The sequence below is a fragment of the Rhizobium sp. C104 genome, assembly GCF_022354505.1.
Taxonomy (GTDB): domain Bacteria; phylum Pseudomonadota; class Alphaproteobacteria; order Rhizobiales; family Rhizobiaceae; genus Rhizobium; species Rhizobium redzepovicii.
On the sequence record NZ_CP092348.1, the window covers coordinates 3,092,143 to 3,107,243 of the forward strand.

A 15,101-nucleotide genomic window follows, 5' to 3' on the forward strand; every position below is an offset into this window, starting at 1 on the left:
TTTCAAGCCGTCTTCTTGACCTTGGAGGCGCGGATGCTCTCGGCGGCGCGCTCGATGCGGGCAAGGCCCTCGCGGGCTTCCTCGGCGGTGACGACGAGGGGCGGAAGAAGGCGGATGACGTTGTCGCCGGCGGGCACGCCGAGCAGATGCGCGGCGCGGATCGCCTGCAGCAGTTCGGCTGAAGGAACCGCCGCCTTGACGCCGAGCAGCAGCCCCTCGCCTCTGATATCCTCGATCACATCGGGATAGCGGTCCTTCAGCGAGGCCAGTCCCTGACGGAAGACGAGTGCTACGTCGCGCACCTGCTGGAGGAAGCCATCGGCGAGGATGATGTCGAGCACGGCACCGCCGACGGCCATTGCGAGCGGATTGCCGCCATAGGTCGAGCCGTGCGTGCCGGCCTTCATCCCGGAGGCGGCCTCAGCGGTCGCAAGGCAGGCCCCGAGCGGGAAACCGCCGCCAATGCCCTTGGCGACCGCCATGATATCGGGCGTGATGCCCGACCATTCATGAGCAAAGAGCTTGCCGGTGCGGCCGACGCCGGTCTGGACCTCGTCGAGGATCAGCAGCAGGCCGTTTTCGTCGCAGAGCTGGCGAAGCGCCTTCATGAACTCAGGCGTGGCCGGGCGGACGCCGCCTTCGCCCTGCACGGGCTCGATGAGAATTCCAGCCGTCGCATCGGTGATGGCGGCGCGGACGGCTTCGATGTCGCCGAAGGCCACCTGATCGAAGCCCGGCGCCTTGGGGCCGAAGCCTTCGAGGTATTTCTCCTGGCCGCCGGCAGCGATGGTCGCGAGCGTGCGCCCATGGAAAGCGCCTTCGAAGGTGATGATATGGAAGCGCTCGGGATGGCCCTTGGAAAACTGGTAGCGGCGCGCCGTCTTGATCGCGCATTCCAGCGCCTCGGCGCCTGAATTGGTGAAGAACACCTTGTCGGCGAAGGTGGCGTCCGTCAGCCGCTTCGCGAGGCGCTCCTGGCCGGGGATCTCATAGATGTTGGAGAGGTGCCAGACCTTGTCGGCCTGTTCCTTCAGCGCCCCAACCACATGCGGGTTGCTATGGCCGACCGAGGTGACGGCGACGCCGGCGCCGAAATCGAGATAACGCTCGCCGCCTTCGGTGATCAGCCATACGCCCTCGCCTCGCTCGAACCGCAGTGGGGCACGAGAATAGGTGTCATAAAGCGGCGCGGCTTCAGCCATGGCGCGGGTCTCCCGATCAGCGTTGTCAAACATGGGACTCCGGCTAAGAAAACCAGGCCCGAAAAATCAAAAATGCCGCCTTGCGGCGGCCAGCGGTACTATTTCCTTTTCGCGCTGCAATGTCAACAAAACTGCGCCCTTAGCGCATGCAGCAAGCTTGTACAGCGGTGTTTTCGGCCTTCAACAGGCAATATTGCAGAAATGCCACGCAGCGGAAGCAAGTTGGGGAAAACTCCGAATTCGATTCATCCGGATTCATGCGACTCTTGTCACGGAGTCAGGCTCACACTAGGTTAAAGTTCAATTACTAGACTGCATGCGGCGGAACTAGTCACCAAAATTGATCAAGCGTTTCTTGTTTCGGAGGCTTCCGGGACAACGGTGAGGGATTCTGCCATCACCAACGCAAAAGGTGGAGACAGGGCATGAACTGGACAGACGAGCGGGTCGAGAAACTCAAGAAGCTCTGGGCCGAAGGACTGAGCGCCAGCCAGATCGCGGCGCAACTTGGCGGTGTCAGCAGAAACGCTGTGATCGGCAAGGTTCACCGGCTGAGCCTTCCCGGCCGCGCCAAGGCCGGCGGCACGGCCGCCGCGGCGCGCACGCCGAAACGCAATACATCGGCACCGCGCGCACCGAACTACGCCTCGCGGATCGCTACCCGCACCGTTACCCGCCAGCAGGGCGCGACGATGCTGAAGGAAGAGATCGAGATCGAAACGGTCGAGGAAATGGAATACGTGCCGAAGGGCAACGTGGTCGTGCCGATCTCGCGCCGCCTCGGCCTGACGGAACTGACCGAACGCACCTGCAAATGGCCGGTCGGCGATCCGCTGAAGGACGACTTCCACTTCTGCGGCTGCGAATCCCCGACAACTCGCCCTATTGCAGCTATCACCAGAAGCTAGCCTACCAGCCGGTGAACGAACGCCGCCGCGCGGCCGCGCGGGCGAGCTGAGCGGGCGACATTGCAGAGAATTCGAAAACGGGCCGAGTGGCCCGTTTTTTTATGCGAGTGGGCTGGGTGTGGCTGCCCCTCATCCGCCTGCCGGCACCTTCTCCCCGCTTGCGCGGCGAAGGGGATATGCCGCGACCTCTCGGTCCCTCTCCAACGTCACGTAGGACACGTCTCCTCGCCCCGTTTAAGGGGGTCCGAAGGACGGGTCGAGACGAGTGGCTCGACCCCGGTCGGGTTAGAGTGAGGGGCCGACACCGGCACAAAAGATGGAAACCCCTCAGGCTTCCATCGAATAGCCGGCGCCGCGGACGGTGCGGATGACGTCTTGCATGTTGGAGAAGTTCAACGCCTTGCGCAGGCGGCCGACATGGACGTCGACGGTGCGTTCGTCGACATAGATGTCGTGGCCCCAGACGCCGTCGAGGAGCTGCGAGCGGGAGAAGACCCGGCCGGGCGACGACATCAGGAATTCCAAGAGGCGGAATTCGGTGGGGCCGAGGCGGACTTCGCGGCTCTTGCGGTGGACGCGGTGGGTTTCGCGGTCGAGTTCGATATCGCCGCATTTCAGCACGGTCGACAACACCTCGGGGCGGGCGCGGCGCAGCATCGCCTTGACGCGGGCGACGAGTTCCGGGGTCGAGAAAGGCTTGACGACATAATCGTCGGCGCCCGTCGACAATCCGCGGACGCGCTCGCTCTCCTCACCGCGCGCCGTCAGCATGATGATCGGCAGGCGCTCGGTTTCCGGTCGCATGCGCAGTCGCCGGCAAAGTTCGATGCCGGAGACGCCGGGCAGCATCCAGTCGAGGATAAGAAGGTCGGGCGTGCGCTCCTGAAGCCTGATTTCGGCCTCGTCGCCACGAAGGATGGTATCGACCTCGAAGCCCTCAGCTTCGAGATTGTAGCGAAGAAGCACGCTCAGGGCTTCCTCGTCTTCAACAACTGCAACTCTCGGGATCATGCGTGTCGGTCTCCTCGCGCATGATCCTTAAACCGGGGGTGATTTAAGCAATGCATCCTGCGCAAATTCATAAAAATTGGCTGCGACCTTTTCGCGCGCCCCACATGGGCGCGCGCGCAATCGTCTGGTTTAGGCGGTTATTCCGTGACCGCGCCGACGGTGTTGGCGCTGTCGTCCTTCGGACGGTCGCCTTCCGGCTGTGCTCCGGTCGCCATGTAATAAATGGTCTCGGCGATGTTGGTGGCGTGATCGCCGATGCGCTCGATGTTCTTGGCGCAGAAGAGAAGATGCGTGCAGCTGGTGATGTTGCGCGGATCTTCCATCATGTAGGTCAACAGCTCGCGGAACAGCGAGGTGTACATCGCGTCGATCTCGTTGTCGCGCTCGCGGATCGCACTCGCCTTGTCGGCGGCGCGTGTCGTGTAGACGTCGAGCACTTCCTTGAGCTGGACGAGCGCCAGCTCGGACAGATGCTCGAGACCGCGGGCGAGCTTGCGCGGGACGCCGGTACTCTGCACGGCGATGACGCGCTTGGCGGTGTTCTTGCCGAGGTCGCCGACGCGTTCGAGATCGGCGGCGATGCGGATCGAACCCATGATTTCGCGCAGGTCCGAAGCCATCGGCTGACGGCGGGCGATGGTGACGATCGCCTTGTCGCCGATTTCGCGCTCGGCGTGATCGAGGATCACGTCGTCGGAAATCACCTTCTGGGCCAGCGCGGTATCGCCGTTGACCAGCGCCCGGACGGATTCGGCGACCATCTGCTCGGCCAGGCCGCCCATTTCGGAAATCCGCCTGGACAGGAACTTCAGATCATCATCATAGGCAGAATAAATATGTGTCGATGCCATGGGGCTTTATCCTCGAATAACGGGAAGGCTTGGTGACGCCAAAATCAGCCGAAGCGACCCATGATGTAGTCCTGGGTGCGCGGATCGTCGGGATTGGTGAACATCTTGTCGGTGTCGTTCTCCTCGACCAGATTGCCGAGGTGGAACATGGCGGTGCGCTGCGAGACGCGCGCGGCCTGCTGCATGGAGTGGGTGACGATGACGATCGTATAATTCTCACGCAGTTCGTGGATCAGCTCCTCTACCTTGGCGGTGGCAATCGGGTCGAGCGCCGAGCAGGGCTCGTCCATCAGGATGACTTCAGGGCTGACGGCGACGGCACGCGCAATGCAGAGACGCTGCTGTTGGCCGCCGGAGAGGCCGGTGCCGGATTCATGCACCCGGTCCTTGACCTCGTTCCAGAGGCCGGCTCGCTGCAGGCTGGTCTCGACAATCTGGTCGAGATCGGCCTTCGACTTGGCCAGGCCATGGATGCGCGGGCCGTAGGAGACGTTTTCGTAAATCGTTTTCGGGAACGGGTTCGGCTTCTGGAAAACCATGCCGACGCGGGCGCGAAGTTCGACGACGTCGATATCGGGATCATAGATATCGTCGCCGTCCAGGGTGATCTTGCCGGCGACGCGGCAGCCGTCAATCGTGTCGTTCATGCGGTTGAGGCTCCGCAGAAAGGTCGACTTGCCGCAGCCGGACGGGCCGATCAGCGCGGTTACGGTGTTTTCGCGGATGTTCAGGTTCACATCGAAAAGCGCGCGCTTCTCGCCGTAGTAAACCGAGACATCCTGACCGATCATCTTATACGGGACGTTGCTCATCTTCTGATCCAGCGCCTTTTCAACTGCAGCTTCCGTCAACATATTCATGATGTTTAACTCCGTTTACCAGCGGCGCTCGAAGCGACGACGCAAGAGGATGGCGCCCATGTTCATGACGATCAGGAACAGGAGCAGGACGATGATGGCACCCGAAGTACGCTCGACGAAGGCACGTTCGGCCTCGTTCGCCCACATATAGACCTGCACCGGCAGAGCCGTCGAGGGATCGAGCGGTGTCGTCGGCGCGTTGGCGACGAAGGCGACCATGCCGATCAAGAGCAGCGGCGCGGTTTCGCCGAGCGCATGCGCCAGGCCGATGATCGTGCCGGTGAGGATGCCGGGCATGGCGAGCGGCAGAACATGGTGGAATACCATCTGCATCTTCGAGGCCCCGAGGCCAAGCGCTGCGGCGCGGATCGACGGCGGCACGGCGCGCAGCGCGGCGCGCGTCGCGATGATGATCGTCGGCAGGGTCATCAGCGTCAGCACCAGGCCGCCGACCAGCGAGGCCGAACGCGGCAGGCCGACGAAGTTGATGAAGACGGAAAGGCCGAGCAGACCATAGACGATCGAAGGGACGGCGGCGAGGTTGTTGATGTTGACCTCGATCAGATCCGTCAGTCGGTTCTTCGGCGCAAACTCCTCGAGATAGATCGAGGCGGCAACGCCGATCGGCAGCGCCAGCACCAGCACGATCAGCATCAGGTAGAGCGAGCCGATGAGGGCGACGCCAAGACCCGCGGCCTCCGGACGGCTGGAATTGCCGTTGACGAAGAGGCCGGTGTTGAACTGCTTGTGCAGAGCGCCGCTCGCCTTCAGCTCGTTCATCCAGCCAACCTGCTTGTCGTTGACCTTGCGGTTCTTTTCATCGACCGAGAGGTCGATCTGGCCCTTGTTGGCGCTGTCGACATTGGCGTCGGCGAGCACGGTGACATTGACGCTCTTGCCGATGATCGACGGGTCGGCGACGACCATGTCGCGCAGCTGGATCGGCGCACTCTTGGAAAGCATGGCGGATGCATCGCGCACGTCAGGCTTGCTCGAGGCGTTGATGTTCAGTTGCTTGACGATCGCATCGCGCAGCAGAACCGGATAATTGGCGGCAACCAGCACCGAAGGGTCGGTCGCACGCTTGTTGCTCGGGTCGATCATCTTCTCGGAGAATTCGATCGGCAGGGTGATCGCCGTCTGCTGGAAGGCGGTGTAGCCTTTGCCGATCACCGTCCACAGGAGGATGAACAGGAAGACGAGACCGAAGCTGATGGCGGCGATGCCATAGGCCTGGAACCGGCGCTCGGCGGCGTAGCGGCGCTTGATGCCGATATCGCGGCGCGCCGGCGCCTTGGAGATGGTGACGCCTGTTGTGGGAGAAACAATATCCGTCATTCGTATTGCTCCCGGTATTTGCGCACGATGTAGAGCGCATAGATGTTGAGGCAAAGTGTGATGCAGAACAGGGTGATGCCGAGGGCAAAGGCAACCAGCGTCTGCGGCGAGGTGAACTCAAGGTCACCCGTCAGCTGGTTGACGATCTTGACGGTCACCGTCGTCATCGGCTCGAAGGGGTTGATCTGGATGCGGGCGGCGACACCGGCGGCCAGCACGACGATCATGGTTTCGCCGATGGCGCGCGAGGCCGTCATCAGCAATGCGCCGACGATGCCTGGCAGAGCGGCCGGCAAGACCACTTTCTTGATGGTTTCGGAGCGTGTGGCGCCGAGACCGAGCGAACCGTCACGCAGCGCCCGCGGCACGGCGGTGATGATGTCGTCCGACAGCGAGGAGACATAGGGGATCAGCATGATGCCCATGACGATGCCGGCGGTCAGGACGCTCTGCGCCTGGATGAAGTTGGTGTAGCTGCCGGAGAGCAGGCCGCTGATCTGAGCGGAGAAATCGCGCAGGAACGGGCCGACGGTGACAAGGGCGAAGAAGCCGTAGACGATCGTCGGAATGCCGGCGAGCACTTCGAGCAGCGGCTTTGCGACCCCGCGCAGCTTCGGCGAGGCGTATTCGGCCATGTAGATGGCGGCGAAGAGGCCAACGGGAACGGCGACCAGCATGGCGACCAGGCCGATATAAAGCGTGCCGAGCAGCAGCGGGATGAGGCCGAACTGGCCGAAGGACGAGCTGCCGGCACCGGCAAAACGCGGATCCCAGACGGTGCCGAAGAAGAAGTCGGCGGCAGGAACGACGGCAAAGAAGCGTGCTGCTTCCGACAGCATGGAAAGCACGATGCCGATCGTCGTCAGGATGGCGATCGAAGAGGCGAGCAGCAGGCCCCAGAGCATGACGCGCTCGACCCGGTTGCGGGCGCGGAAGCGGGGCGCAATCGCGCGCAGCGCATAGAAGGCGCCGGCAACAGCGAGAACAAAGACCACCGCCGTCATGGCGAGGCGGCTCGTCATGCTCATGGTGTTGAGCTTTTTGGCGGCGTCGAGCATGTAAGGCTGCGGCTGGCCGGCAAGCGGCACGCCCTTCTCGCTGAGCTTGGCCTGCAGGGCGGCCGGATCGCCGGCGACCGTTGCGGTTTCATCCGCGCTCAGCATCGTCAGGCCGCGGGCAACGGTTGCCACCATCGAATAGCCGAGATCCTGCTCGACGGCGGCTTGCGCCTTGACGTCGGCAGGGAAGCCACTGCGAACCGAGGTCTGGATGATGCCGGGGCTGACAGAAAGCCAGACGCAAAGCACGATGAGGGCGGGAAGAACCGCCCAGATCGCCGCATAGGCGCCGTAATAGGCCGGCCGTGAATGCAATGCGGAGGATCTGCCTCCGGCAAGTGCTGAGGCCCGGCTGCGCGCGACCAGATAGGCGGCGGCGCCGATCACCACAAGGCACAAAAGTATGATGGATGTGCTCATTCGTTACGTCCCCAGGCCCGTAGCCCCCAAAGCCCGGCAGCCTCATCAGCCTGCCTTCAGCTTCCAATCATGCGGAATGAATTCAACCCTGCAGCACCGGAAACGCCGGCGCGCAAAGGGAAAAGGCAATGCCGGCGCGGGCTTTGCAGCGCCGCGCCGGCAAAGTCATCACATAGATTTGCCGGCTTCGACGTCCTTGCGGATCGCGTCACGCTCGGCATCCGGAGCGGCAACCAGGCCGTATTCGACGAGCGGGCTGTCGGGGCCGATCATCTGGTCGGATACGAAGAAGTTGACGTATTCCTTCAGGCCCGGAACGGCGCCGAGATGTGCCTTCTTGACGTAGAAGAACAGCGGGCGGGAAACCGGGTAGGTGCCGTTGGCGATCGTTTCCGTGGAGGGAACGATACCGCTCATGCTGGCAACCTTGAGCTTGTCAGCATTGTTTTCATAGAAGGAAAGGCCGAATACGCCGACGCCGGTCTTGTTGGCGGCGATGCGGGCGAGCGTTTCCGGATAGTCGCCGTCAATGTCGACAGCAGCGCCGTCCTTGCGGACTGCGACGCAGGCCTTCGTCTGAGCGGCCTTGTCGGCGATTTCCTTGGCGATCACGTCGAGTGCGCCAGAGGCCTTGCAGCCGGCAGCGAGGACGTTCTGTTCGAAGACTTCGCGGGTGCCGTGCTTTTCACCCGGGATATAGGCAGCGATATCAACAGCCGGAAGCTTCGGGTTGACGTCCGACCACTTCTTGTAGGGGTTGGCGACGAGCTTGCCGTCGACGACGACCTGGGCTGCGAGGGCCTTGTAGATGTCTGCGGGAACGTAGGCGACATCCGGGTTGGACGAGTCGGTTGCGAAGACGATGCCGTCATAACCGATCTTGACTTCCTGAATGTCCGTCACGCCGGCAGCCTTGCAGGCTTCGGCTTCGTTCTTGTTGATCGGACGCGAAGCGTTTGCAATGTCGATGGTGTCTTCGCCAACGCCCTTGCAGAATTCCTTCAAACCAGCGCCCGTGCCGCCGGATTCAACGACCGGCGTCTTGAAGTTGGTGAAGGTTTCGCCGAAGGACTCGGCAACGATCTTTGCGTAAGGCAGGACGGTGGACGAACCAGCAACCTGAATCTGGTCGCGGGCGACGGCAGCGCCAGCGAAAGCGGCGGTTGCAGCGAGCGCGGCAACGGTGAGCTTGAAGGTGTTCATTAGAAATCTCCCGGCATTGGGCTTGTGTGAGTGCGGCCTTCAGAGAGGCCCTCGCAGTGCCTTTTTTCATCGGCGAGACTCTCTTAGCGCTGTAAGCACCGTCCTTTTATGTCAAAGGCGTGAAACATTTGTGACAGGTTAAGTATTTGATATAAAATATAAATTTTAAAATGGTCCGAACACATGCGTCAACAACGCCATGAACTTTGAGCGCCACTCCACTTTGTGTTGCAAAATCTACCTCAACATCATTATGGCGAGCCGGGTAGAAGGCACCGCGGACAGGCAATGCGCATTAAAAGCGGACCGTAAAATCGGTGCCCTTGCCGACCTCGGACTTGACGATCAGCCGCGCCCTGTGGCGGGTGAGGATGTGCTTGACGATGGCAAGGCCGAGGCCGGTGCCTTTTTCGATCGGCTGTCCTCGATGCTGACGCGATAGAAGCGCTCGGTCAGGCGCGGCACATGCTCGGCCGGGATGCCCGGGCCCTGGTCGACGATGCTGACCTCGACCGGCTGGCCGGCGCCGTTCTTCAGCCAGACATCGACGGTCTTGCCCTCCTGGCCGTATTTGCAGGCATTTTCCATCAGGTTCTCGAAGACCTGGACGAGCTCGTCGCGGTCTCCCAGCACCTCGACCTTGCCGTCGGGCAGATGCAGGTTGATGTCGACGCCGACATCGCTTGCCAGCGGCACCAGCGCATCTCTGACATGGCCGAGCAGCGGCACCAGGTCGATCTTTTCATCCGGCGCGATATGCGATTTCAGCTCGAGGCGCGACAGCGACAGCAGGTCGTCGACCAGCCTGCTCATGCGCGTCGTCTGATCGAACATGATGGCGAGAAAACGCGCCTGCGCCTTCAGATCGTTCTTCGCCGGCCCCTGGATGGTCTCGATGAAGCCGCGCAGCGAAGCAAGCGGCGTGCGCAGCTCATGGCTGGCATTGGCGACGAAATCTGACCGCATGCGGTCAATGCGGCGGACCTCCGAAATATCGCGGAAGGAAAGGATGAAATACCGCTCATGCGGCCCGCCGTCGGCCGCGAATTCGACGGGGGCGCTGCGCACGATATAGAACTCGCTCGGAGGGCAGCCGCTCGGCATGCTCGATCTGGTTCGGCGCGTTGGTGGCGATGGTTTCGCGCACCATGTCGAGCACGCCGGGCGAACGCATGCGGCCCGATATATGGGCGCCGAGCGCCACCTCGCCGAAGGCCTTTTCGGCAGCGCGATTCTGGAAGAGCACCGAGGCGTCGTCCGACAGCACCATGACCGGGATATCGAGGCCGGAGAGCGTGGCGGAAACCTCAGGCAGGCGGCTCGGCGGCACCTCCGGCTTGATTTCAATGGGCTCGGCGGGTTCGTCCTTGATGACGGGCGCCTCATTGAAAAGCGCGGTGACGATCATGACAAGCAGGAGGCCAAGCACAACCCACTTGTTCATGCCGGCGGCAAGCGCGGCGAGCGCGCTGAGGATCGCCGCCAGCAGCACCGGCCGCTCGCGCCGGATGCGCGCCAACAGGCTCTTTCTCCACGGAGTTTCGTCTTCCAAGTGCCCTCGCGGCGTCGATTCGTTTTTCTTAGTATTGAACTCTGCCTGATAGCGGCAATTCATGACAGAAGTTTTCGGCTGCTGCGTCTCAAGCGAAAGGCCGCAGTCGAAACCCGCGAAAAATTATCGGCCGAATGCGAAAGATTTGATTTCCAACGGTAAATATGTTCGCCTGAGAGAAAGAACCGATCGGGCTTAGGAGGAGCATATGGCCGAGACCGTCGAAAGCAGGGCCGTGGAGCTGGAGATCCGCGGAAAGAAACGCACCTTCGATGTCGACGATCCCGTCCTGCCGGACTGGGTGGATGAACACGCACTAGAATCCGGCGACTTTCCCCACAAGAAGAAGCTGAAGGAAGAGGACTATGTCGAGCAGCTGGAAAAGCTGCAGGTGGAACTCGTCAAGGTACAGTTCTGGTTGCAGGCATCAGGTAAGCGGGTGATGGCGCTGTTCGAGGGGCGGGATGCGGCCGGCAAAGGCGGCGCGATCTCGGCCTCCTCGGAGAATATGAACCCCCGCCTTGCCCGCGTCGTGGCGCTGACCAAGCCGACCGAGCGCGAACAGGGGCAATGGTATTTCCAGCGTTATGTCGCGCAGTTCCCGACCGCAGGCGAATTCGTGCTATTCGACCGCTCCTGGTACAACCGCGCCGGCGTCGAGCCGGTCATGGGCTTCTGCACGCCGCAGCAATACGAGGATTTTCTCAAGCAGGCACCACAGCTCGAAAAGATTATCGCCCATGAGGGCATCTTCTTCTTCAAATTCTATCTCGATATAGGCCGCGAAATGCAGCTGAAGCGCTTCCACGACCGCAGGCACGATCCGCTGAAAGTCTGGAAACTGTCGTCGATGGATATCGCCGCACTGACGAAATGGGACGACTACAGCGAAAAGCGCGACCGGATGCTGAAGGAAACCCATACGGATTTCGCGCCTTGGACTGTGATCCGCGCCAACGACAAGCGGCGGACGCGCCTCGAACTCATCCGCCACATGCTGAACAGAATGGATTATGACGGCAAGGACAGACAGGCGCTCGGCACGGTCGACGAGCAGATCATCGGCTCAGGGCCTGGTTTCCTGAAGTAGGCGACGAGCCGGAGCCACCGGCTTTGCCGGGGCTGGGGCCATCGGCTTTGCCGAGGCTGGGATCATTGCCCCGGCAGGATGCGGATGGCGAAGAGGTTGATGCCGCGCGCCTTGCCGTCGAGATCGCTGTTGATCGTCAGCGTGCCCGGCGCATTCGGCGCCAGCGAACGGTCGAACTTCACCTGCAGCAGCGCATCCGACTTTTCGCGGGTGACGTTGAAGCGATGGCGGGCGCAATTGCCGAGCGACTGGAAATTGCATTCGACGGTGACCTGCGTCGGCTCGTCGGTTGTGGATTGCAGCGTCAGCGCGATGGTCGAGGATTTGCCGGCAAGCTGCTGCAGCACCGAGGCGGGAACGCTGATCGAGATATTACCGTCGGCCGCACCACTTTCTGAAATCAGGCGGACGGCGGGGCCGTCATTCTCGGCGATCTTTTCGGTGCGCGCCCGCGGGCCGCTCTGGACCTTGTCGGCGTCATCGGGCTTGAAGACGGGGATCCAATCGGCCGAAAAGCTGTTCTGCGGATCGATGGTCACCGGCTCGTCGGTATGAGGGGCCGCATTGCCGGCGCTGTCGTCATTGCCGGTGAAATCCTCCGGCTGGGTGCTCGCCGGCGGATTGGCGACGCTGGTGTCGCGCTCGGCGGCCGTCAAAAGCAGGCCCGACGTATGCGCCCACCAGGCGCCAATGCCGATGAAGGCGAGCAGGACGCACCAGACGAGAAGCCTGGAAAAGAACTTGCGCGGCTTGCGGCGGCCTGCCGCCCGCTCCGGGCGGAAATCCATGTCGGTGGCGCGCTGGCCGCGGGCAAGCCGCTCCTCGCCGACGGGAGCGGCGGCGAGATGATCGGCACTGCCGGCACGCACGTTGTCGAGGCTGAAATCGTCGCTGCGGCTGTGGGCCACCTCGGGAGCACGAGTCTCGCCGGTGGCCACGGGGCTGTCGATATGGTTGTCGATATCACCCGCATCAGCTTGATGGACCGGCGGCGCCGGCATTTCGACGACGGGCGGCACCGGCACCTCAGGCGGCCTCTGGCGCGGGTGAAGGCGGTCGCGCTCTTCGCTTTCGATGGCGTGGATGGTGCTTTCCAGGCGATGGCGATGATGGGCGACCACCTCGGTATCGGTAATATCCTGCTTGCGCAGGCCGGCTTCAAGCGCCTGGCGGGCCGACTGATAGATCCTCGCTCGAACCTCCGGATTGTCGCGATCGGAATTATCGAGCGCTGTTCTGATGGCCGTTTCTAATCCGCTCACGTCAAGTCCTTCACCTTGAACCCGGCATCGGACTGCAATCCCCGCCGTTCTCCATCAAAATTCGGTAGCGGCAAGCGCGTCAAACCGCAAGCCTTGCAGGCCCGGCTGCAGCGGATCGGCGGGGATAATCGCGAGGTTTCACCGCTTGCGGACCTTATTCTAATGGCTCTGTCGGCTGCATATATTCCGGCAGAAATCGACGAAGGCGTGGCAGCCGCTCTTTTATCGCCTTTTCTTCTCTGTTAAGAGATTGACGTTTTCGTAAACGTCAATGGATGCATGAACCATGGCCCTGCCCCCGATCCTGAGGGATAAATTGAGACTGCCGGTCATCGGCTCGCCGCTGTTCATCATCTCGCATCCCAAGCTGACGCTGGCGCAATGCAAGGCGGGTGTCATCGGCGCGTTTCCGGCGCTGAACGCCCGGCCGGAGAGCCAGCTCGACGAATGGCTGGCCGAGATCACCGAAGAGCTCGCCCGCCACGACGCCGCCCATCCCGACAGGCCGGCCGCCCCCTTTGCCGTCAATCAGATCGTCCATATGTCGAACAAGCGGCTGGAGCACGATCTGTCGCTCTGCGTCAAATACAAGGTACCAATCGTCATCTCCTCGCTCGGCGCCGTGCCCGAGGTCAACGCCGCCGTGCATTCCTATGGCGGCATCGTGCTGCACGACATTATCAACAACCGCCACGCCCATTCGGCAATCCGCAAGGGCGCCGACGGGCTGATTGCGGTGGCGGCCGGCGCCGGCGGCCATGCCGGCACATTGTCGCCCTTTGCGCTGATCCAGGAAATCCGCGAATGGTTCGACGGGCCGCTGCTGCTTGCCGGCGCGATTTCCACCGGCGGCGCCATCCTCGCCGCAGAGGCGATGGGCGCCGACATGGCCTATATCGGCTCGCCCTTCATCGCCACTGAAGAGGCGCGCGCCACCGAGGCCTACAAGCAGGCGATCGTCGAAGGCGCTGCCGGCGATATCGTCTATTCCAACTATTTCACCGGCGTGCACGGCAACTATCTGAAACCCTCGATCGTGGCTGCCGGCATGGACCCGGACAACCTGCCCGCCGCCGATGTCTCGAAGATGGATTTCGAGCAGGCGGTCGGCGGCGCCAAGGCCTGGAAGGACATCTGGGGCAGCGGCCAGGGCATCAGCGCTGTCAAAGCCGTCGAACCGGTTGCCAAACTCGTCGACCGGCTGGAGGCCGAATATAAGGCCGCCCGCGCCCGGCTGGCACTCTGAGGGCAGTCTTCCACACCCTGCCCTCTTTTTTGCCAAAGCCATGACAGAGCGCTTGAAATCTTCGGACAATGGCTGTATCAGCGCCATGCAAATCGCGGGCCGCATGCTTCGGCCGTGAAATGCCGCTTTAGCTCAGGTGGTAGAGCACATCATTCGTAATGATGGGGTCGCAGGTTCGAGTCCTGCAAGCGGCACCATTTTTTCCTCAATCGCGTGCTAACAACCTCCATTATAAGCCCCTTTTAATATCCTGCGTCCACCTTTAGCTACGTTTGGGCGCTCGGCAGGCAAGCTTCGACAGGTGGTGGGCATCTTCTCTCAACGCGGTCGGGCTGCCCTTCAGTTCGCATGAGCGGCTGGATGTCGATCGAGCGCGTGCAGGCCAGCAATTAGGAGGATTTATGCGGATATCGCTTTTGAGTATGGTAGTTTTCACCTTTGCTATGTCCTCGGCACAGGCCGCGGATTTCCCTCTTGCCTCATGTGCTGGGTGGGACGGAACGCTGGTCAGCAGGACCGGCACCGATTCACGCGCTGCGGTTATGGAAGGGAACGTCAATCAGGCCAACTTTCAGGAATATTGCGAGCGAGATCCGGGATACGAGACGGTCGCACATGGCGGGAAACTGACTGTTGAGCAGTGCGTGGCGATGTATCTGAAGGAAAATGGCAAAGACACTTACCGTTCCACCGCCGATTGCCGCAAGGGCACCCTGTCCTTCGTTCCTCCTGGCGGAGAACCGCTGCGGGCCACTTTCCCATTACCGGAGGATGCAGATGTGTCGTGCTCCTCAGGCATGCCGCCGCTGATCAAGCAGTTCACGATGCTTTGCCCTAAGGCGGCGCGAAAGTTTAAAATGCTGCAGGGCGAATGACTGTCCTGCGTAGGCTATAGATTTCATTGAGCTGCCGGGTAGGCATAGACGGTCGGGATGGTCACGATCAGCGCCCCTAGCCGGCGCCTCGGATTGCTGAGGGCGGCATCGTTGATCAACCAGGGATGACGGGCTGCATGATGAGCAGGTGAAGCGGCCGCGCGACCAATTCCGCTCGGAACAATGCCGCCGCCGAGCCGGTTCTCCCCTTGAGACAAACGAGCA

The 15,101-nt window shown here is 61.9% G+C and carries 11 protein-coding genes, 1 tRNA gene and 2 pseudogenes; 5 read left to right on the top strand and 9 right to left on the bottom strand.

Going from position 1 to position 15,101, the window contains the following annotated elements; genetic code table 11:
- Positions 1-2 precede the first annotated feature (2 nt).
- Positions 3-1,202 (bottom strand): aspartate aminotransferase family protein, encoded by a 1,200-nt coding sequence (locus tag MF410_RS16465; RefSeq protein WP_097624773.1) that lies wholly within the window; start codon positions 1,200-1,202, stop codon positions 3-5.
- Positions 1,203-1,627: 425 nt separating this feature from the next.
- Here MF410_RS16465 and MF410_RS16470 point away from each other — a divergent pair.
- Positions 1,628-2,160: pseudogene (locus MF410_RS16470) on the top strand (GcrA family cell cycle regulator).
- Positions 2,161-2,437: 277 nt separating this feature from the next.
- Here MF410_RS16470 and phoB read toward each other — a convergent pair.
- The 7 genes and pseudogenes from phoB to phoR form a co-directional block, all read right to left on the bottom strand.
- On the bottom strand, positions 2,438-3,121 hold the full coding sequence (phoB, locus tag MF410_RS16475) for a phosphate regulon transcriptional regulator PhoB (RefSeq protein ID WP_003570612.1): 684 nt from the start codon (positions 3,119-3,121) through the stop codon (positions 2,438-2,440).
- Between the two features lie 137 nt (positions 3,122-3,258).
- On the bottom strand, positions 3,259-3,972 hold the full coding sequence (phoU, locus tag MF410_RS16480) for a phosphate signaling complex protein PhoU (protein ID WP_025415264.1): 714 nt from the start codon (positions 3,970-3,972) through the stop codon (positions 3,259-3,261).
- Between the two features lie 44 nt (positions 3,973-4,016).
- Positions 4,017-4,832 carry a phosphate ABC transporter ATP-binding protein PstB gene (pstB, locus tag MF410_RS16485; protein ID WP_049732262.1) on the bottom strand — a complete coding sequence of 272 codons (816 nt, stop codon included), beginning with the start codon at positions 4,830-4,832 and terminating at the stop codon, positions 4,017-4,019.
- A gap of 15 nt (positions 4,833-4,847) precedes the next feature.
- Complete coding sequence (pstA, locus tag MF410_RS16490; protein ID WP_097624771.1) at positions 4,848-6,170, bottom strand: phosphate ABC transporter permease PstA; 1,323 nt, start codon at positions 6,168-6,170, stop codon at positions 4,848-4,850.
- Complete coding sequence (gene pstC / locus MF410_RS16495; protein ID WP_097624770.1) at positions 6,167-7,648, bottom strand: phosphate ABC transporter permease subunit PstC; 1,482 nt, start codon at positions 7,646-7,648, stop codon at positions 6,167-6,169. The genes pstA and pstC overlap by 4 nt, the downstream gene beginning before the upstream one ends.
- 168 nt (positions 7,649-7,816) lie before the next feature.
- Positions 7,817-8,851, bottom strand: a complete 1,035-nt coding sequence (locus MF410_RS16500) for a substrate-binding domain-containing protein (protein WP_097624769.1) — start codon at positions 8,849-8,851, stop codon at positions 7,817-7,819.
- 295 nt (positions 8,852-9,146) lie between these two features.
- Positions 9,147-10,370, bottom strand: a pseudogene (gene phoR, locus MF410_RS16505) (phosphate regulon sensor histidine kinase PhoR).
- A gap of 241 nt (positions 10,371-10,611) precedes the next feature.
- On the opposite strand from phoR, the gene ppk2 reads away from it, so the two are divergent.
- Positions 10,612-11,493: a polyphosphate kinase 2 gene (gene ppk2 / locus MF410_RS16510; RefSeq protein ID WP_097624767.1), complete on the top strand. Its 882-nt coding sequence runs from the start codon at positions 10,612-10,614 to the stop codon at positions 11,491-11,493.
- A gap of 62 nt (positions 11,494-11,555) precedes the next feature.
- Here ppk2 and MF410_RS16515 read toward each other — a convergent pair whose 3' ends face one another.
- Positions 11,556-12,755 (bottom strand): regulator, encoded by a 1,200-nt coding sequence (locus MF410_RS16515; RefSeq protein WP_097624766.1) that lies wholly within the window; start codon positions 12,753-12,755, stop codon positions 11,556-11,558.
- Positions 12,756-13,041: 286 nt separating this feature from the next.
- On the opposite strand from MF410_RS16515, the gene MF410_RS16520 reads away from it, so the two are divergent.
- The 3 genes from MF410_RS16520 to MF410_RS16530 all read left to right on the top strand — a co-directional run bounded on the left by MF410_RS16520 (position 13,042) and on the right by MF410_RS16530 (position 14,876).
- Positions 13,042-14,001 carry a nitronate monooxygenase family protein gene (locus MF410_RS16520; RefSeq protein ID WP_097624765.1) on the top strand — a complete coding sequence of 320 codons (960 nt, stop codon included), beginning with the start codon at positions 13,042-13,044 and terminating at the stop codon, positions 13,999-14,001.
- Positions 14,002-14,122: 121 nt separating this feature from the next.
- A tRNA-Thr gene (locus MF410_RS16525) sits at positions 14,123-14,198 on the top strand.
- Positions 14,199-14,402: 204 nt separating this feature from the next.
- Entirely contained in the window at positions 14,403-14,876 is a 474-nt protein-coding gene (locus tag MF410_RS16530; RefSeq protein WP_097624764.1) for a hypothetical protein, read from the top strand.
- Positions 14,877-15,101 lie beyond the last annotated feature (225 nt).

Coding starts and splice junctions, on each gene's coding strand:
- MF410_RS16465 (WP_097624773.1), bottom strand. CDS start 1,202: ATGGCTGAAGCCGCGCCGCTTTATGACACCTATTCTCGTGCCCCACTG.
- phoB (WP_003570612.1), bottom strand. CDS start 3,121: ATGATCCCGAGAGTTGCAGTTGTTGAAGACGAGGAAGCCCTGAGCGTG.
- phoU (WP_025415264.1), bottom strand. CDS start 3,972: ATGGCATCGACACATATTTATTCTGCCTATGATGATGATCTGAAGTTC.
- pstB (WP_049732262.1), bottom strand. CDS start 4,832: ATGAATATGTTGACGGAAGCTGCAGTTGAAAAGGCGCTGGATCAGAAG.
- pstA (WP_097624771.1), bottom strand. CDS start 6,170: ATGACGGATATTGTTTCTCCCACAACAGGCGTCACCATCTCCAAGGCG.
- pstC (WP_097624770.1), bottom strand. CDS start 7,648: ATGAGCACATCCATCATACTTTTGTGCCTTGTGGTGATCGGCGCCGCC.
- MF410_RS16500 (WP_097624769.1), bottom strand. CDS start 8,851: ATGAACACCTTCAAGCTCACCGTTGCCGCGCTCGCTGCAACCGCCGCT.
- ppk2 (WP_097624767.1), top strand. CDS start 10,612: ATGGCCGAGACCGTCGAAAGCAGGGCCGTGGAGCTGGAGATCCGCGGA.
- MF410_RS16520 (WP_097624765.1), top strand. CDS start 13,042: ATGGCCCTGCCCCCGATCCTGAGGGATAAATTGAGACTGCCGGTCATC.
- MF410_RS16530 (WP_097624764.1), top strand. CDS start 14,403: ATGCGGATATCGCTTTTGAGTATGGTAGTTTTCACCTTTGCTATGTCC.